Source organism: Chloroflexota bacterium (assembly GCA_026706485.1).
Taxonomy (GTDB): Bacteria; Chloroflexota; UBA11872; order UBA11872; family UBA11872; genus JAJECS01.
In genome coordinates, this window is the sequence record JAPOYR010000013.1 from 107,229 (window position 1) to 125,378 (window position 18,150).

General features: G+C 68.7%; 18 protein-coding genes and 1 tRNA gene. 8 read left to right on the forward strand and 11 right to left on the reverse strand.

The window, feature by feature from the left end; genetic code table 11:
- Window positions 1-51 precede the first annotated feature (51 nt).
- The 4 genes from OXG79_14005 to OXG79_14020 are packed head-to-tail and all read right to left on the reverse strand — an operon-like array spanning window position 52 to window position 3,968.
- Window positions 52-1,161 carry a metal ABC transporter permease gene (locus tag OXG79_14005; protein MCY3784878.1) on the reverse strand — a complete coding sequence of 370 codons (1,110 nt, stop codon included), beginning with the start codon at window positions 1,159-1,161 and terminating at the stop codon, window positions 52-54.
- Window positions 1,158-2,291: a metal ABC transporter permease gene (locus OXG79_14010; GenBank protein MCY3784879.1), complete on the reverse strand. Its 1,134-nt coding sequence runs from the start codon at window positions 2,289-2,291 to the stop codon at window positions 1,158-1,160. The genes OXG79_14005 and OXG79_14010 overlap by 4 nt, the downstream gene beginning before the upstream one ends.
- 34 nt (window positions 2,292-2,325) lie before the next feature.
- Window positions 2,326-3,141, reverse strand: coding sequence for a metal ABC transporter ATP-binding protein (locus OXG79_14015; protein ID MCY3784880.1), 816 nt, complete (start codon window positions 3,139-3,141; stop codon window positions 2,326-2,328).
- Window positions 3,138-3,968: a zinc ABC transporter substrate-binding protein gene (locus OXG79_14020; GenBank protein ID MCY3784881.1), complete on the reverse strand. Its 831-nt coding sequence runs from the start codon at window positions 3,966-3,968 to the stop codon at window positions 3,138-3,140. The genes OXG79_14015 and OXG79_14020 overlap by 4 nt, the downstream gene beginning before the upstream one ends.
- 358 nt (window positions 3,969-4,326) lie before the next feature.
- Here OXG79_14020 and OXG79_14025 point away from each other — a divergent pair, with 358 nt between their 5' ends.
- From OXG79_14025 to OXG79_14035, 3 genes are all read left to right on the forward strand, one after another.
- Window positions 4,327-4,584 carry an antitoxin gene (locus OXG79_14025; GenBank protein MCY3784882.1) on the forward strand — a complete coding sequence of 86 codons (258 nt, stop codon included), beginning with the start codon at window positions 4,327-4,329 and terminating at the stop codon, window positions 4,582-4,584.
- A complete protein-coding gene (locus tag OXG79_14030) occupies window positions 4,581-5,006 on the forward strand; it encodes a type II toxin-antitoxin system VapC family toxin (protein ID MCY3784883.1) in 426 nt (141 codons plus the stop codon). Before OXG79_14025 ends, OXG79_14030 begins: the two co-directional genes overlap by 4 nt.
- Before the next feature lie 312 nt (window positions 5,007-5,318).
- Window positions 5,319-5,549, forward strand: coding sequence for a type II toxin-antitoxin system VapB family antitoxin (locus tag OXG79_14035; GenBank protein MCY3784884.1), 231 nt, complete (start codon window positions 5,319-5,321; stop codon window positions 5,547-5,549).
- Between the two features lie 115 nt (window positions 5,550-5,664).
- On the opposite strand, the gene OXG79_14040 is transcribed toward OXG79_14035, so the two are convergent.
- Together OXG79_14040 and OXG79_14045 are read right to left on the reverse strand one after the other, a co-directional pair.
- A complete protein-coding gene (locus tag OXG79_14040; GenBank protein MCY3784885.1) occupies window positions 5,665-6,138 on the reverse strand; it encodes an SRPBCC family protein in 474 nt (157 codons plus the stop codon).
- A gap of 40 nt (window positions 6,139-6,178) precedes the next feature.
- Window positions 6,179-6,997 carry a class I SAM-dependent methyltransferase gene (locus OXG79_14045; protein ID MCY3784886.1) on the reverse strand — a complete coding sequence of 273 codons (819 nt, stop codon included), beginning with the start codon at window positions 6,995-6,997 and terminating at the stop codon, window positions 6,179-6,181.
- Between the two features lie 218 nt (window positions 6,998-7,215).
- Between OXG79_14045 and OXG79_14050 the strand changes: the two genes are divergently transcribed.
- Window positions 7,216-8,763, forward strand: coding sequence for an NAD(P)/FAD-dependent oxidoreductase (locus OXG79_14050; protein ID MCY3784887.1), 1,548 nt, complete (start codon window positions 7,216-7,218; stop codon window positions 8,761-8,763).
- A gap of 994 nt (window positions 8,764-9,757) precedes the next feature.
- Here OXG79_14050 and OXG79_14055 read toward each other — a convergent pair.
- Window positions 9,758-9,831 (reverse strand) — tRNA-Pro (locus OXG79_14055).
- Between the two features lie 37 nt (window positions 9,832-9,868).
- A complete protein-coding gene (locus OXG79_14060) occupies window positions 9,869-10,717 on the reverse strand; it encodes an FAD-binding oxidoreductase (protein MCY3784888.1) in 849 nt (282 codons plus the stop codon).
- 90 nt (window positions 10,718-10,807) lie between these two features.
- Here OXG79_14060 and OXG79_14065 point away from each other — a divergent pair, with 90 nt between their 5' ends.
- Both OXG79_14065 and OXG79_14070 read left to right on the forward strand, forming a co-directional pair.
- Window positions 10,808-12,202 (forward strand): MurT ligase domain-containing protein, encoded by a 1,395-nt coding sequence (locus OXG79_14065; GenBank protein MCY3784889.1) that lies wholly within the window; start codon window positions 10,808-10,810, stop codon window positions 12,200-12,202.
- Complete coding sequence (locus OXG79_14070; GenBank protein ID MCY3784890.1) at window positions 12,199-12,951, forward strand: glutamine amidotransferase; 753 nt, start codon at window positions 12,199-12,201, stop codon at window positions 12,949-12,951. The genes OXG79_14065 and OXG79_14070 overlap by 4 nt, the downstream gene beginning before the upstream one ends.
- Here the strand turns inward: OXG79_14070 and OXG79_14075 are convergent.
- Window positions 12,948-13,883, reverse strand: coding sequence for an alpha/beta hydrolase (locus OXG79_14075; protein ID MCY3784891.1), 936 nt, complete (start codon window positions 13,881-13,883; stop codon window positions 12,948-12,950). The two genes, OXG79_14070 and OXG79_14075, sit on opposite strands and share 4 nt — an antisense overlap.
- Window positions 13,884-14,060: 177 nt before the next feature.
- Between OXG79_14075 and OXG79_14080 the strand changes: the two genes are divergently transcribed.
- Together OXG79_14080 and OXG79_14085 are read left to right on the forward strand one after the other, a co-directional pair.
- Entirely contained in the window at window positions 14,061-14,549 is a 489-nt protein-coding gene (locus OXG79_14080) for a Rieske 2Fe-2S domain-containing protein (protein MCY3784892.1), read from the forward strand.
- 59 nt (window positions 14,550-14,608) lie between these two features.
- Window positions 14,609-15,091, forward strand: a complete 483-nt coding sequence (locus tag OXG79_14085; protein MCY3784893.1) for an HIT domain-containing protein — start codon at window positions 14,609-14,611, stop codon at window positions 15,089-15,091.
- 142 nt (window positions 15,092-15,233) lie between these two features.
- On the opposite strand, the gene OXG79_14090 is transcribed toward OXG79_14085, so the two are convergent.
- Together OXG79_14090 and OXG79_14095 are read right to left on the reverse strand one after the other, a co-directional pair.
- The gene (locus tag OXG79_14090) at window positions 15,234-16,259 is read right to left on the reverse strand and encodes a DUF402 domain-containing protein (GenBank protein MCY3784894.1); all 1,026 of its coding nucleotides are present in this window, start codon (window positions 16,257-16,259) and stop codon (window positions 15,234-15,236) included.
- Window positions 16,260-16,286: 27 nt separating this feature from the next.
- Entirely contained in the window at window positions 16,287-17,903 is a 1,617-nt protein-coding gene (locus tag OXG79_14095) for an ABC-F family ATP-binding cassette domain-containing protein (protein MCY3784895.1), read from the reverse strand.
- Between the last annotated feature and the right edge of the window lie 247 nt (window positions 17,904-18,150).

The window sequence follows — 18,150 nt, forward strand, 5'->3', positions numbered from 1 at the left end:
TGGACTGCGGCGCGGCCGCGCGGTGCAGGTCAGCCCAGGGAAGAGTACGCGCTAGGTGACTGAGGCGAGGCGCGCGGCGTGGCGCCCCGGTTCGGTCAGTTGCAGGCGGTCGGCATCCCGCGTGACCAAGCCGCGGTCGGCCGCCGACTGCACCACGCGTTCGGCGAAGTCGGGCTGCCACCGCATGTGTCGCTGCATGTGGTCGATTCGGCTCTCGTCGTCGGCAGCGGGCGTTCCCTCGTGCGTCGCCAGATGGATCAGGAGCAACTGTCGGGCGAAGTCCCAGCGCTGGCGCCCGCGGCGCCGCGCCGTGACCAGCAGGCCACGCTGAGGCGCCAGCAGCAAGGCGAGCACGAACACCGCGCCGACGACCGTGGCCATGGCGCCGGCGATGTTGGCGTCAAGGGCGCGTGCCAGCCAGTACCCGCCGATCGCGCAGACGGCTCCAATGGCCACGCTGAGCCCGAGCAGGCGCGGCAGTCGATCGGTGAGCAGGTAGGCCGCCGCGGGAGGACCGATCATCAGCGCCACCACCAGGATGCTGCCAACGGCGTCGAACGCGCCGACGGCCGTGACCGACACCATGCCCATCAAGCCGTAATGAATCAACGCGGGCGAAAACCCGAGCGCCGTCGCCAGCCCGGCGTCGAATGTGGCCACCTTGAGCTCCTTGTAGAACGCGCCGCAGACCGCCAGGTTGATGAGCAAGATGCCGCCCATCACCCACAGCGCCACCGGCCCCAGGTCCAGGCCGAACGGGGTGAAGCGGTTGAACGGGGCAAACGCTAGCTCGCCGAGCAGCACGGCGTCGCTGTCGAGGTGCACGTCCCCCGCCAGGGCCGAGATCAGAATCACGGCGATGGAGAACAGGGCGGGGAACACCAGCCCAATCGCCGTGTCCTCGCGAACCAGCCCGGTCCGGTTGACCACCTCCACCAGCGCCACTGTCGCCAGCCCCACGATGGCCGCGCCGGCAATCAGCAGCGGCGACCGCAGATCGGCCACGATGAAAAACGCCAGCACGATGCCCAACAAGACCGTGTGGCTGATGGCGTCGCTCATCATGGACATGCGTCGCAACATCAGAAACGCGCCGGGAATCGCGCACGCGGCGGCCACGACGACCGCGACAAGTTGAACTTCGAGCTGCGCGGGCGTCACGGGGCGCTGGCCTCGGCCGCGCGTAGGCGCGCTGCCCGGGAGGCTCTCTCACGCCCCAGGTCGGTTAGCGTCCAGGCGTCGCCGGCGGTGCGACGAGCGAGACCCTGCGCTGCAAGCTCCGCCAGCGCGCGATCAACGACCGCACGACCGCGGATCGCGTACAGCGCCGCCACGTGGTGCGCGTGGGCGGGATTGCGGGTGTGCTGTGCCGAAAGCGCCGCCAGGTCACCAAGCACGGCCTCGAGGGCCAGCAGCCGGCGGTGGCGCCAGGCGCGGAATCGCGCCCAGGCGATCCCGCGGCGCGGTGCAAAGAGCAGTGAAACGGCCACAAATCCCGTCGCAACCAGGACGATCGTTGGCCCCGTGGCGGTGTGGGCCGTCGTGCTGATGACCGAGCCGGCCACGCCGGCGGCCGCGCCGAGCACGGCCGACAGGATCACCATCACACCGAGGCGGTCGGTCCACTGGCGCGCGGCGGCCCCGGGCGCGACCACCATGGCGCTCATCAGCACCACGCCGACCGTCTTGAGCCCCACCACGATGGCGACGACCAGCAGACTCGTGAGCAGCACGTCCAGCCGGCGAACGGGATATCCCAGCGAGGCGGCGAAGTCCGGATTGAAGCTCAGCAGCTTGAACTCCTTCCAGAGCACCAGCAGGATCAGCACCGCGACGGCTCCCACGGCCGCCATGGTGATCACGTCGACTTCGAGCAGCGCGGCCGCCTGGCCAAAGAGATATCGATCCAGCCCGGCCTTGCCGGCCGCCGGCTGTCGTTGAATGAACGTGAGGACCACGAGCCCGGCGCCGAAGAACACGCTGAGGATCAGGGCCATGGCGGCGTCGGCCTTGACCCGCGACGCGCGGACGATCCCAATGACGGCCAACGCCGCCACCCAACCGGCCAGCGCCGCTCCGATCATCAGCACCAGCGGTGTCCGACTGCCGGTGATGAGGAACGCGAGCGCCACGCCGGGCAACGCGGCATGCGACATCGCGTCGCCCAGCAGCGCCTGCCGCCGCAGCACGGCGAATGCGCCCACGGCCCCACTCACGACGCCCAGCGCCGCCGAACCCAGCGCCACCGTGCGCAGCGTGTAGTCGAACAGCAGATCGCTGAGGACGTCCACGGGGACGACCGTCAGCTCCGCCGGCCGGAGGCGTTCACGGAGTCGATTTCGGGCTGGACCCGTTGGCGTGTCCGCCGGCGATGCCCGAGACGCGCCCGCCGTAGGTCTCCCGCAGGTTCTCCTCGGTGAACACGTCCGCGACCGGTCCGGCGGCGATGCGGCGCACGTTGAGCAGCGTGACCCAATCGAAATACTCCGCCACGGTCTGCAGGTCGTGGTGCACCGCGACCACGGTCTTGCCTTCGGCGCGCAGGGTTCGCAGCAGGCTCACGATTGCCCGCTCGGTGGTGGCGTCCACGCCCTGGAAGGGTTCGTCCATCAAGTAGACCTCGGCGTCCTGCACCAGCGCGCGGGCCAGGAACACGCGCTGCTGTTGACCGCCGGAGAGTTGGCTGATCTGACGATCGGCGTAGCTCTCCATGCCAACCTGCTGCAGCGCGGCCAGCGATCGCCGGCGTTCGTTCGCGCCGGGGCGCCGGATCCAGCCCAGCCGCCCGTAGGTCCCCATGGCGACGACGTCGCGCACCGTGGTGGGAAAGTCCCAGTCCACGCTGCTGCGCTGCGGCACATAGGCCACCAGGTGGCGTTGCACGCGATAGGGCCGCCCCAGGATGCGCACCCGCCCGGCAGCGGGCCGGAGCAGACCGAGAATGGTCCGCAGCAGGGTCGTCTTCCCCGCGCCGTTGGGGCCCACGATGGCCATCAGGACGCCGCGCGGCACCTCCAGGTCCACGTCCCACAGCGCGGGGCGTTGGTGATAGGCCAGCGTGACGTCGGTGGCCTCGACCGCCGGCGGGGCGTCAGACTCGGTCGGGTCGGCCAGCGGCGCGCGCGCGGCTGTTGCGCTCATTCGCCCGTCAGCCCGCTGACAATCGTGTCGATGTTGTGGCGGATCATGCCAAGATAGGTGCCTTCCGGCGTGCCCGAGGCGCCCATGGCGTCGGAGAAAATCTCGCCCCCGACGACCACCGTGTGCCCGCGCGCGCCCGCGGCTTCGATGACGGCCTGCACGCCCTGATCGGGCACCGAGGACTCGATGAAGACGGCGCGAATCCCGCGGTCGCTGATGAACCGCGCCAGGGCTTGCACGTCCGCGGTGCTCGCCTCGCTCTCGGTGCTGATGCCCTGGAGGCCCCGCACCTCGAAGCCGTAGCGTTGGGCGAAGTAGTTGAACGCGTCGTGGGCGGTGACCAGGGCGCGGATGTCCGCATCCAGCGTGTCGGCCTGCTCGGTGACATAGGCGTCCAGGGCTTCGATTTCGGCGATGTAGGCCTCGGCGTTGGCGCGATAGGTCGCCGCTCGATCGGGATCCATGTCGACCAAGGCGTCACGGACGCTCGCGACGACGACTGTCCATAGGCCGAGGTCAAACCACACATGCGGGTCGTAGGCTCCTTCGAACTCGGGGGGCGCCAGCAGTTGGCCGCGGTCGATGCCGTCGGTCACGCGCACCGACCGCACCCCCAGATCCTCCATGCGCTCCAGGACGCCGGTCATGCCTGCCTCGAGGTGCAGGCCGTTCCAGAACACGGCGTCGGCCGACTCAAGACGGGTGATGTCGCTCTCGCTGGCGCGGTACAGGTGCGGATCGACGCCAGGCCCCATGAGAGCGTGAACCTCGACGGCGTCCCCACCGACCCGGCGCACGGCGTCGGCGATCTGCCCGGTCGTGGCCACAATGCGCAGTCGAGGGTCATCCGCGCCATCGGGCTCCGGAGCGCTGCCGTTACAGGCGGCAAGGAGGAGCAGGGCGGCGGCGAGACTCCCATTCAGGCAGCAAACCAGCGCCGTTTGGACGGCTCCCGAACGCAGCGGTCACATCCCCTGAGGAATCGTCGGCGCCTAATGGTTTCATGAATCGAGCCGTTAAGTCAATCAGCCCAATACAAAAGTTGAATTATTCAACAATTGAATCCGTCACCCCCCAGCCTCACGGATTTGGCCAGTCCGGCGCTGGGTTGAAAGGCTCGGTATTCGTGGCGGCACATGCTGGTGACATCTTGACATCACCTAAGAGAGACATCACGATGCCCTCATGCGAACTACGCTGACGCTCGACGCGGACGTCGCCGACTTTCTGCGCGAGCAGGCCCGACTCCAGAACCGGCCGTTCAAGCAGGTCGTGAACGACACCTTGCGCCGAGGGATGTCGCCCGCGGCCGGCGAGGAACGCCCGGCCTATCGGGTTAAGCCGCTCCGCGGCGGCTTCCGTCCCGGCGTGGATCCGCTCAAGCTAAATCAGCTCAACGACGAGCTGGAGACGCAGGAGTTCATCGGCCGGGACGGCGAGTGATCGTTCCGGACCTGAACCTGCTGCTCTACGCCTACAACGACGGCGCGCCCTTCCACGACGCGGCCCGACGGTGGTGGGAAGCGTCGGTCAACGGGACGGAGCGGGTCGGGGTGCCGTGGGCGGTGTCCACCGGCTTCGTCCGGCTCATGACCCATCCGCGGGTGCTCGCGGACCCCACCACGCCGACGACGGCAGCGGGCTACGTGGACGAATGGTTCCGCGTGCCCAACGTCATTCCCCTGAACCCTGGCCGGGACCACCTCGCCCACTTCCGACGCTGCCTCGAAGCTGCGGGCGTCGGCGCCAACCTCGTGACAGACGCCCACCTGGCGGCCCTGGCCATGGAATACCAGGCGGAGCTGCACTCCACCGACACGGACTTCAGCCGCTTCCCTGGCCTCCGCTGGCGCAATCCACTCTGAGGCGGCCTCGGAACAACTCCTCGGTCATCCCCGCGCCCAATCCGTCATTTCCGCGAAGTAGACCCTTGCGTAGCCCTTCGTCATTCCCGCGACGGCGGGAATCCACCCGTCATTGAACCTGAGGGCGGATAGGGTTCGCCCCCTCATCCTCGAGCTTGGCCGGGCTTTGCAAGAGTCACCGAAGGCGGGAATCCACGCCCGTTCATGGTTCGACACGCCCACCATGAACGGGCAGATGCCCCTCCGTCCTTCAGGCGTCCGACGGAATCCAGAGCCGCTCACCCTTGCCGTGTCTGCATGTACCGTTGAAGCATGTCGCGCACCACCTTCGATATCGACGAAGAGGCCTCTGCCGAGGTAATGCGGCGCTATCGACTCGCCACCAAGCGCGAGGCGATCAACTACGCGCTGCGGACGCTGGCGGCCGAACCACTATCCGTTGTCGAGGCCCGAGCGCTTCGCGGGATCGGCTGGGAAGGTGATCTCGACGACATGCGCTCCAACTGTCAATCAATATCATTTCGAGCGCAGCGAGAATTCTGAAGGCGCTCATCGCTTGCCGCGCCACAGGCATTCGGCAGCCGCGACGACGAGTCACGATCAACCGCGCAGCGCCGAGTAAGATCCTTCGACTCTGAAGTCCTGACCTGTCGAGCCTCTACTCGTCCCCGTCCGACGTGTCCTCGCCCGCCAGGGCCGTGCTCTCCGCGAAGACCTTGAACGATTCCATGATCTTGAGCGACTGGCGCTTGAACAGCGGACGCATGAACCATGCGGCAACGCGCATGACGCCGCCGAACTCGAAGACGTTGTGCGCGATCCACTGGGTAGCGTTGGGGCCGTCTTCGACGAACCAGTTCTCGATGACGTTGCGCACGCCCTCGGTTTCATAGGTGCCGCTGATCTCGTCCGGCAGGTTGTAGCGTGTGAGCGTTTCGATCATGTCGAACGTCGTGCCGTTGTCGCGCGCGAAGGTCAGGCGCGACGTGGCGCCGGGCTCTCCGGGCGTGCCGCTGACGTGCTCGAAGCTCTGCAGGCCCTCCATCCACTTGAGCATGTTGTCGGGGTCGTCGAACAGCTTGACCATCGGCTCGCGCGCCACATTAATGACCAACTTGCAGGTGTACTTCACATAACAATCCCAGGTCGGCGACGGACCATGCTACCGCGGGTCAGCGCTGCACCGTGAAGCGGATCGCGCTCTTGGGAAGGCGCAGCACGCCGTGGCGGTCGATCTCGCGCTGGATCAGATCGGACATCTCAAGCGCGATCGCGGCGCGGTGGCTGTTGTCCGTGGGGCGGTCGGCGATGGAGTCGATGGGCCCCGTCGTGTAGTAGCGCAACGCGTCGTCCGCGGTCGGAAACAGGAAGGCGTCGTCCCAGGTGTCGAGCCGGCAGTGCGCGAATTCGGAGGCGACGATGCGCTCGTCCAGCTCGGTGAACCGCAGCGTGCGCCGCGGACGCGGCGAATAGCCCGCCGCCCGCGCGGCCAGGCCGTGCAGCTCGATCAGCACCGCCTGGCTGTCCGAGGCGTTGGTCGTCAGCACGGCACGGCCGCCCGGCCGCAGCACGCGCCAGATTTCGCGCAGGGCCAGCGCTAGGTTCGGCACGTGAAAAAGCACGTAGTTGGCGAAGACGCGATCCATAGAACCGTCGGCAATGGGAAGTGCCTGGAGATCACCGACGCCAAGGCCCAAAGGAAACCCCGTGCAACCGGGCCGCGGAGCCATTCCCACCATCGCCGCCGAGCGGTCGATGCCGACGATTCGAGCGCCGCGCCGCCGCAACTCATCGAAGCACGCCCCGTAGCCGCAACCCGCATCCAGCACGAGGTCGTCGGATCGCAGCGCCAGGCCGTCAACCACCCAGGCCATGAACGAATCGGCCCGCTCGGAGAAGCGCCGGTGGGCCTCGATGCGCGTTTGCAGGCGCGACGTGTCCGAGTACTGCTCGTGCAGCTGGGCGGCGTCGGCCGCCGTCTGGCCAGTCATGGCCTGCAAGCCACGGAATCTTCAGTCGCCGGCGTCAGCCGATCGCGGTCACGTCGGACGCTCATCCGTCGAGCGCGCCGGTCTTTACATTTACGCCCCACGGAGACTGCGCCTTCCCACAACGTCGAACGCAACGGTGGCTGGTGGCGAAGTGCGCCCAGTGCCCAGGCCGCGCGATTCTGCAATTATGGCCGCAGCGCGGACGGAGGAGGCTGACCATGGCTGAGGGAACGCGAGTCGTCGTCATCGGCGCCGGGCACAACGGCCTCGTCGCCGCCGGCTACCTGGGGCGGGCCGGCCTGGACGTGCAGGTCCTGGAACGCCGGGACGTCGTCGGCGGAGCGGCGGTCACCGAGGAGTGGTTTCCCGGCTTCAACATCTCCACCTGTTCCTACGTCTGCCACATCCTGCAGCAGAAGGTCATTGACGAGCTCGAGCTGCGCCGTCACGGTTTCCACGTCTACCCCATCGACCCGTCGCGCGTCCATCCCCACCCCAATGGCACGGCCCTGACGCTTTGGCACGACGACGAGCAGACGGTCGAGGAGATTCGCAAGATCTCGCCCGAGGACGCCGACGCCTGGATGGATTGGGCCGACTTTTGGCATCGCGCCGTCGGCATCCTCAGCGACTATTACCTGCGCCCGCCGCCCTCGCTGGCCGAGCTTTCCGAGAGGTTTCGCCGCGAGGGCGAGGAGGAGTTGCTCGAGACCCTGCTGACCGTCCCGTTCAGAGACCTGATCGAGCAGTATTTCGTTTCGGACCAGGTCAGGGCGGCGATGAGCACCAGCACGTGGGACATGGGCGACATCAGCGCGCCGGGCAGCGCCTACATCACGGCGCTCTACCGGTTCAGCGCGTTCCGGGAGGACACGGAAAACTACGGCATCGTCCGCGGCGGCATGGGCGGTATCACCCAGGCGCTAGCCCGCTCCGCCGAAGCAGCGGGCGTGTCGATCAGGACCGGCGCCGAGGTGCGGCGCATTTTGGTCGAGCGAGGTCGCGCCGTGGGCGTCCAGCTGCACGATGGGGAGGTGGTCGAAGCCGACGTCGTGCTGTCGAATGCGGATCCCAAGCGGACCTATCTCAAGCTGTTGGAGGAGACCGACCTGGATCCGGGCTTTCGCGAGGCGGTCGAGGCGCTGAAAACCGAATCGGCCTCGGCCAAGTTCCTGTGCGCGCTGCGCGAGCTGCCCGATTTCTCCGCCTATCTGGGCGACGACTATGACCCCAAGCACCTGGCGATGATCAATCTCTGCCCGTCGCTAGAGAATCCTCAGCGCAGCTGGAACGATGCCAAGCACGGGCGCGTGCCCACCACGCCGATCGTGCAGGTCCAGATTCCGACCGTCTACGACCCGACGATCGCTCCCGAAGGCCGCCACATCCTGTCGATGTGGGTCTTCTTCGTCCCGCCGCACATCAAGGACGGCTCCTGGTCGGACATGCGCCAACCGTTTGGCGAGTGGCTGATCGACGAGCTGACCGCCTACGCGCCGAACTTCAGGGACGCGATCATCGACTGGACGCTGTTGACGCCGGAAGACATCGAGGAGCGCATTGGCCTCACCGACGGCAACATTCGGCACATCGATCTCATTCCGCAGCAAATCCTCTCGCGTCGACCGCTGCCCGGGTGGTCCGACTACCGCACGCCGATCGAGGGTCTCTTCCTCTGCGGCGCCGGCACGCATCCCGGCGGTGAGGTGACCGGCGCGCCAGGGCACAACGCGGCGCACGTGGTGTTGGAGCAACTGAGCCGGTAAACGGGGAAGCGCCGCGACCTGTTGCGGGGTCGCGGCGCTTCGTTGCGCCGGCGGGTCAGCGGGTGTCTAGCCTTGGGGAGGAGAGGTATCCACCCGCTGACCGCCGACGGCTGCCACGGCCGCGTGCGACAAACCGGCGTCGTTGCCGGCACCGTCGCTCGTGCAGCCCGCCACGCAGTGTGAGGCTGTTGGCGTCGCTGCCAATGCCGTCGCTGCCCGCGTCGCCTTCCACCGTTTTGGTGGTGCGGACGACCGCGGTGTCACTCCCGGAACAGGCGAACATCGCGGCGCAGATTGCATGGCGCCCCTTCGAGCGAACCTGCATCTGCCCCGACTTCCCCTCCAGGATCGGATCCGGACACACTGCGTACATTCCCGTGTGCTCGGCGCGGACCGGACGGGACGTTGGCCACGGAGCCGCCGTCGCCGCTAGCGCAAGGCGGACGGCCACCGGCATGCAGCGCACGGTCAGGCCGCACAGCGGATGTTGCGCCGTGCGAACGTGCGTGCGCCTTCGCTCGTTCATCGTCCGCCGCCATTGGGAATGACTTGCATGCAATTTCTACGATAGTTTCCCTCATAGAACTTGTGAGTTTTCGTGCGACTAATCCTTAACTTAAGTTAATGGTCTTGTGAGCGCATTCACAAGGCCTATATCTAATTCGACCCTGAACCCGCCGAACGGGAAACGCTCGGTATCTGGCCCAGTCCGTGGCGGGTCAGGTTTTGACACTGTTCCTACACACCCCGGCCGGTCGCGAGCCGCGTGGGGCAGGGTGCTCAAGCGCGCGCCGTTCAGGAGCTTGCGGCGCCGACCGGAAACGCGACGCCTGCACAACTCGTCAGCTCGGGAACGTGCCCCGCGAACCCTCGGCGATTCCAGGTTCGGCGGGTCCTGGATTCCGGCGGAAGTCGGCAAGTCGAGGGGTGACGGACGGCCCAATCGGCGGCATGCGCGCGGCGGCAAGCGGCACGGGCCCAATGGCCCAGGAGGTCGGGGCGAGAGGATTTGAACCTCCGACCTCATCGTCCCGAACGATGCGCGCTACCTGGCTGCGCCACGCCCCGATGGCGACCAGTATAGGCGAGTCTGACCCCGGCCCGGCTAGACGAGCCTTCGTTCGGGGTCGAGGGCCTCTCTGACCGGTTCCCAGGCCTCGGAAGGCGGCGCGGTCTCCGGTGGGCGGTCGATTGCCGCCCAGCCGCCGCGACCCTGAATCTCGGCCTTCACGGCATCCGCCGTGTGCCGGTCCGGACAGCCGATGATGGCGCGGGCGCCGTCGGGGCTGACGACCCGTGGCACCGCGGGGGCGATGTCTTCCCAGTCGGCCTTACTCCATCCTGACGGCAATCCCTCGGCGCGCACGTCGACGGGCGACGCAAGCACCTGGCTGAATTCCGTACTTGCGTCGGCGTCGATCGAATCACCCGGCACGGCATGGCGCAGGCGCAGCGTCACCTCGACGAGAGCGCCCAGGCGTCCGGCGGAGCCCCACATGGCGTGGGTGAGCCCATATCCAGCCGAGAATTTGACCGTGGCGCCCCCGACGTGAATGGTCTCGCCGGCGGCCAGCACCACCGTGGCGCCCAGGATCCAGCGTCGCGCCGGCGCGTCATCCTCGCGCACCGCCGATCCGCGACCGGACGCGATCAGCCCGCCCACGGTCCCGCCCGGCTCCAGACGCTCGACCGGCCACACCAGCCCATGCTCCCGAAGGCGTTGCCGCAAATCGGCAAGCGTGACGCCGGCCTGGACGCGCGCGATCAGGTCGAGCGGCTCGATCTGGAGCTCAGTTAGGGCAGCGGTCGAGACCGTGAGCGCGTTGGGCGGTGGTGGCGGCGTGCGCGAGTCCAGGCTCTGCGTGCCGACGATGCGCACATGGCGGGCCTCGGCCAGCGCGGCGGCCAGCGCGGCTATGGTGGGCGGCGTCAGATCGGCCGGCGGATGGCGCATGCGGGCAAAGGGTAGCGCGAGGGCCGTCCACGGCCCAGAATCGGCCATGAGCATCGGACGAATGGTCGCGCGGCGATCGGTTGCCGGATCTTGAGACGACGGATCCAACGCGCAGCGGCGACGACGGCCGCGCGCGCGGCGGCCGCCGTGTCCCGTTTGACGCGACGCGGCGGGGGAACCGCGATCAGTGGGCTCGTGGCCCAGGCCGTATGGCCGCACTATGTGCCCGATGGCCTCAACAGCCTGTCGCGGCTGGTGCTCGTCAGCGGCACCAATGGCAAGACCACGACCACGGCGCTGATCGCGGCGGCGTTGCGCGCGGCGGGTCACGAGGTCTGGACGAACCCGACCGGATCGAATCTGGAACGCGGCATCGCCGCGGCGCTGGCGCGACGCGCCGCGTGGCATGGCGGACAACGTCGCGAACGGTCGGCGGTTGGCGTATTCGAGGTGGATGAATGGGCGCTCGCGTCCCTGCTGCCGCGCCTATCGCCGACGCTTGTGGTGCTGTTGAACCTGTTTCGCGATCAGCTCGACCGCTACGGCGAGATCGACACGACCGCCGGCGCCTGGCGCCAGGTCGTTGCCGGGCTGCCCGACACGACAACCGTCCTCGCCAACGCCGACGATCCACTGGTCGCGTCGGTGGCTGAGGCACACCCCGGGCGCGTCGATTGGTTCGGCAGCGACCGCCTGGGCGCGGCGGCCGACCTGGACCCCTGGGCCGACGTTCGCGGCTGTCCCACGTGCGGTGAGCCGCTGGTCTACGACGCCGTCGCCTTTGCGCACCTGGGCCGCTGGCGCTGTCCGACCGGCGACCTCGTGCGCCCTTCGCCCGACGTGGCCATCGCGGCCGCCCAGCCCCGCGGAGTCGACAGGTTGGCGCTGACACTCACCGCCGACGGCTGGCAATGCGAGGCGGATGTGCCGCTGCCGGGGCTCTACAGCGCCTACAACGTCGCCGCCGCAGTCGCCGCCGCACGGGCCCTCGGCATTGGACCGGCGCAGGCGCTGGACGCGGTGGCCCAAACCGGTCCGGCCTTTGGCCGCGCGGAGGTAATCCCGACTCCGCACGGGGAGATCGTGCTGCTGCTCACCAAGAATCCCACCAGCGCCAATCAGGTGTTGGACCTGCTAGCCGCCGAGCCGGAGCAGCTGGATACGCTGGTGCTGCTGAACGACGGCGTCGCCGACGGAGAGGACGTCTCGTGGATCTGGGACGTGGAGTTCGAACGCCTGCGACCGCGGCGGCTCACGCTCGGCGGTCGACGGGCCCATGACCTGGAGTTGCGCGTGAAGTACGCCGGGGTCCAGCCGTTGGACGGAAGCGTCGCCGTCGAGCCGGGCATCGCCAAACCGCTCGACCGGGCGCTGAGCCGCGCCGACGGGCGGATGGCGGTCGTGGCCACCTACACCGCAATGCTGGACGTGCGCGCCGTGTGCGTCGCGCGGGGTTGGACGACCCCGTACTGGAGCGACGCGTGACCGCCGACGGACCGACCCTGCGGCTGGCGTACCTCTATCCGGACCTGATGAATCTCTACGCGGACCGGGGCAACGTGACGTGTCTGCAGCGGCGCTGCGCCTGGCGCGGCATCGAGCTCCGCGTGACGACGGTGGCCTGGGGCGATTCGCTGGACGAGCCGCAGGACATCTACGTGATCGGCGGCGGGCAGGACCGGCAGCAGCGAGCCGCTAGCGAGGGCCTGTCGCGGCGGCATGCCGACCGCATCGGACGCGACGTCGCCGACGGCGCCGCCATGCTGGCCGTGTGCGGCGGCTATCAGCTGATGGGGCGGTCCTATCGCGACGCCGACGGCACCGTCATGCAGGGACTTGGCATCTTTGACATGGAAACCGTTCACCCCGGGCCCAAGGTGGCGCGCTGCATCGGCAACATCGCTTGCCGGTGGGAGGGCGCGCACCTGATCGGGTTCGAGAACCACGGCGGACGGACCTATCTGGGCGCCGGCGCGCGACCGCTGGCCGCGGTCGTCAAGGGGTTCGGCAACAACGGCAAGGACGGCGGCGAAGGGGCTGTGGCGGGTGCTGCCATCGGCACGTATATGCATGGGGCGTTGTTGCCGAAGAACCCGCACCTGGCCGACCACCTGCTCGCCATGGCGCTGCGGCGGATGGCCCCTGAGTACACGCTGGGGCCACTCGATGACGACGTCGAGTGGCGGGCCCATCGGACCGCGCTGCGGATCGTCGGGGTGTCGGGGCGCCGCTAGGCGGGCCGCGCTTCTTCACCGTCGTTCATGGCCGTCCGAATCGCTCCCGCCACGGCGTCCGGTTCGTCAAGCTGCACGGAATGCCCGGCGCCGGCAATTACCCGCAGGCGACCGTTGGGCACACGCGCCGCGACCTCCCGGCCCAGCGCAACGGACAGCGTGCGGTCGCCGGCGCCCCAAAGGACCAGCACCGGCGCCTGCACGTCGGCCAGTTGCTCGCGCAGGTCGTCGACCGGTGGCTGGATGTAGCCGTCGCGGATGCCATCCAGGAAGCCGGGCGTTTGGGTCTGGCGGTAGAGGTCGTCTACGCGGCCGCGTGGCAATCGGTGGGGGCGGGTCATCTGCTGCCGCTGACGCCACGCGAGCCACCTGCGGCTGAACATGCTGCGCTCGAAGAGCCACACCACCATCGGCCAGGTCCACGCGTCGCGCGCCGGGTATGGGTCCGGCTCGCGGGCGAACGGCGCGACGAGGACCAGATTCCTTACCCGCGCCGGATAACGGCTGGCGAAGGCCAGCGCCGTCTGCCCGCCCATGGAGGCGCCGACCAGCGTCACCGCATCGAGGCACAAGGCGTCCAGCAGGTCCCGCAGCCACTCCGCGCGTCCCCACACGCCGGCGGGCACCGTCGTGCCCTTGGCCGAGCGACCGAACCCAGGCAGGTCCACCGCCACGCATCGAAAATCTTGGCCCAGGCGATCGATGACCGGATCCCACACGCCGGCCGTGCTCAGAAAGCCGTGCAGAAACACCACCGACGGGCCGTCGCCCGTCGTTCGCGCGTGGTAGGCCGCGCCGTCCACCTTGATGAATCCGGCCCCTTTGGCCGCGGGGCCGGCTGGCGTGGGCTCGCTGGGCGGTCGCAAGCGACGCCAGGCGGCAATCACCGCGGCGGCCGCCGCCAGCACCGCCGCAAGCACCACCTGACGCATCGGAAGTCCGCGGGCAACGTTACCTCGGCACGCTAGCACCTCCCGCCGGCGCGCGACCGACAGGCGCTCGCCGTGCCAACGCCTACACTGGAACCGAGTGAATTGGCCGTGGCCGCCGCCCAGTCACGGCCCCGAGGGTCCTGCGTGACACCGCCTCCAAGTGACGACGCTGCCGCCATGCGTGACGCGCCCGGTGAGCGCCGCTCGCGCCGGTGGTGGTTGCGGCGGAGTTTTCTGCCGCCTCTCGTGGCCGCGCTTGGCGCCATCGGCATCGGCGCCGCCTGGCGTCTCGCCTGGACGCCTGCGGCGACGCGCTTCGGCGGCACGATTCGCGTGGGGCGGCCCGATGACTATCAGGTTGGCGAGTCGCGCCACTGGGCGGACGGCCAGTTCCACTTGGTGCGGCTTCCCGACGGATTCCTGGCGCTCTACGAGCGTTGTCCGCATCTGGGCTGCCCAATTCCGCCGCCGCGGGACGGCATATTCGAGTGCCGCTGCCATTTCTCGCGCTTCGCCCTCAGCGGCGAGCGGCTGACGGGACCCGCCGAGCGCCCGATGGATGTTTTTCCGGTTGGCCTCAGCGGCGAGGCGCTGGTGGTGCGCACTGGCCTTTCGGCCGTCCAACAGCGCGACGCCTACGACCCCAGCCAGGCGCTCCGGCCCTAGCTCCGTGGCATGATGCGCGGCAAGTCGGTCGAACAACCGCGTGAGGAGCGTTTACCCGCATGAGACACCCCTCCTATGACCCCGCCTGCGACGTGTGCCACGCCAATGCCGGCGAGGCCCCGAGCCCCGGCGGCGTGATCTTTGCCAACGACCTGTGGTTCGTGCGCCACACGCCCCCGCCGGCCCCGCTGGCGGGCTGGATGATGCTGCATCCCCAGCGCCACGTGCAGGGCCCGGCGCACTTCACCGACGAGGAGACGGAGAATTTTGGACCGGTGCTGCGGCATCTCACGCGCACGCTCGAAGAGGTGACCGGCGCGCTGCGGATCTACGTCGTCGCGTTCGGCGAGAGCGTGCCCCACATGCACGCCCATCTGGCGCCGCGCTACGCCCAGATGCCGAACGACGCGGTGGCGTGGAGCCTCAGCGACACCTTTCGCCAGGTTGCCGGCGGCGAGCTGCCGGGCGCCGATCAAGGCGATGTCGACCGCATCATTGCGGACTACCGCGCGGCGTTGGAGGCCGATCCACCGCCGCGATAGGTGTGGCGTCTCCGGCCTCCGTGTTTACATAAGTCGCGTAACCGCTTCCGGCTCCCGAGTCCGTCATTCCCGCGGAGGCGGGAATCCACCCCTGGCTTTCGAGACGCCAGGCGCGAGCTGGGTGCCGCAGGCTTCGGACCGACTAGAACCACGACGCCGCGACGAATCGCGGCACGGTGACGATGCCGCGCGAGGGAATGCCCAACCGTCGCAGTGCCTTGTCCAGTTGCATGGTCAGCGTCTGCTCGGACTCATCCAACGCCGCGTGGAACTCGGCCAGCGGATCCGCCTCGTCTTCCAGGGCCAGCGCCAGCGTCACCAGCGTGCGACCCCCATAGATGCCCAGGGCGGCGCGCGCGTGCGGCACCAGCCGGTCAAGCTCGTCCGGCGCTCCGGCGATGAGCACGCCATCCCGCGGCGGCGCGCTCTCCGGCAGCACCATCAGGGGATTCGCGGATGCTGCGTGCACCGAGACCGGGTCCAGGCGATCCAGCATGCGCTCGACCGACGAGCGTCCCGCGCCGTCGACGTCGCCGATCACCGCCAGCCCATCGCCCGCGCCGGGAATCAGCCAAAAGCGCGACTCCTCCGAGCCGTAAAGCGTATCTGAGGCGACCCGGCGGAACGGCGGACTCGCGGCCCTGATGTCGTCCACGATTGCGGCGATCTCCTGCCGTACGCGCTCGAAGTCCGCGGCAGGCAGCGCCGGTCGAGCGTGCACCAGCTCCGGAATGTCCGCGATGTGATAGGCGCCGTCGGGATACGCTTCGACGTCCACGATCAAGTCGCGCCAGGTCACGACGCCGTCGCTGATCTCGACCGGTCGAATGACGTTCACGTACCAGTGCCGGCCCGGCGTCGGCAGCTCCATCACCTGGCGCCACGCGCCGCGCCGGTAGCGGTCCAGGCTGTCGTCCCGGCCGGACCACGAGGAGCCGTCGGCCATCCGGAACGTCGTGCCGGCGGGAACCGAAACACTGAATTCCTCCGCCGTCACCTCGTGCACCTGCGCCCGGCACTCCCACTTGGGCGTGTCCGAATTCCACGGCAGCTTGCGCACGGTGACTTGCTGTCCCGGCCGAAGGCCGGGATGGGCGTCTGTCTCGCCGATCGAGAACTCCTTGCATGCGGCGACGTGCGGCACATCCGCCCGGCAGTCTAGGCGCAACCGGACAGACGCTCGCGGAGGCCGCGGCTACACGAGATCCACGCGGCGCAGGTGACGTTCGTGGAAGGCTTCCAGGCGCTCCTCGGGCATAAGCAGCACCAGGTCGGGCTCAAGGCCGGCCACGAAGCCAACGTCATGGGAGACCACCACCAGCGCCGCCGCGTAGCTGCGCAGCGCTTCCACAAGCCAAGCCTGCGTGGTTTGGTCGAGGTTGCTGTTGGGCTCGTCGAGCAATAGGAGGTTGCGCCGCTGGAGCATGAGCCGGGCGATGGCGAGGCGCGCCCGCTCGCCGGCAGAGAGCGTGTGCAGCGGTCGAAAGATGTGGTCCTCATTGAACAGTAGGGTGGCGAGAAAGCCCCGAACGCCGCTCTCGGTGGGGCTGGTGAGCGGTCGAATGGCGTCGTAGGCGGATCGCGCCGCCAGCGCCGTATCGAGGGTGTGCGCGAAGTGAGCCGCGTCGACGTTGTGCCCGTGCGTCACGGTGCCCTGCCGGGCCTGCAGCTTGCCGGCCAGGATGTTGAGCAGGGTGGACTTGCCGGCGCCGTTGCGGCCAATGACCGCCAGCCGCTGGCCACGCTCCAGGGAGAAGCGAACCTGGTGCAGGACCGGCACGGTCCCGTACGCATGGGCGACGTCGCGCACGTCCAGCACTAGGCGTCCCGACCGCGGCGCCTGCCCGACGCGCATGCCGATCTCGCCCGGCTTGAGGGGCAGCTCGACCACCTGCTCGCGCATGCGATCGAGCCGGCGGTCCATGACCTTGACGCGGCGGGCGAGCTTTTCGCTCTTGAAGGCATGGGCGCGCAGCCGGTCGGTGGTAGCTTCGAAGCGCTTGATCTCGCGCTGCTGCCGCGCGTGGGTCGTCTCTAGCGTGGCCCGGCGCGCCTCGCTCCAGGCCAGGTAGTCGGAGTAGCCGCCCTTGAACTCCGTGAGTCTGCGCGACCGGCCATCGAGCTCGTAGACGCGCGATATGGCGTGGTCAAGCAGGCGCAGGTCGTGGGACACGATCAGCACTGCCGCTTCGGTCCGAGCCAGAAAGTCCATGAGCCAGCGCGTGGCGTCAACATCGAGGTGGTTGGTCGGCTCGTCAAGCAGCAACAGGTCGGCGCCGCTGGCCAGCACGCGCGCCATCTCCAGCCGGGTGCGTTGCCCGGCAGACAGGGTGCGCACGGCTCGGCCCGCCAGGCCCGCCGGCAGCCCAAGACCGTTGAGCACGGTGGCCGCGGTGGCATGTGCCGCGTAGCCGCCGGAATCGCGGAATTCCTCTTCGACGCGGCTGTAGGTCTCCACGGCGGCGTCAAGATCGGGACCGGCCGCGCCGGCGAGCGCTCGCTCGGCCTGGGCCAGCCGGCCGGCCAATGGTGCCGTGGGACCACTGGATATCACGACGTCGATGAGTGTTGCGTCGGGCGACAGCGCGTCGGAGAGCTCCGGCTCCTGCGGCAGATGGCCGATGCGTCGCGGGCGAGCCACCCCTCCGGCGTCGGGGGGCAGGGTCCCGGCGGCGACGTGCAGCAGCGTGGACTTGCCGGCGCCGTTCACTCCGGCCAGTCCCACCTTCTCACCGCGCCCGACGAACAGCGACGCGCCGCGCAGGACCTCCTGGGGGCCCCAGGCGTATGAAAAGTTGGTGATGCTCAACATAGGTCTGGTCTGTTCCTTTTGATCCGCCCAAACAAAAAACCGCGGACGATGTGGTGTGGTGGCCCGTCCGCGGCTGGCGTTGCTGGTGGTTGCCGGTCAGGTCGGAGGGCGCACTCCACCTAGGGCAGCCCGGCGCACGGAGCAGCGGCGCCGCAATTCGGGTCGGACGGTGGGAACGATTAATCCGCGCATGACTTTGAGCATAGGCACGCCCATTTCGCTGTCAAGCCGACGTGGTGAGCGAGAG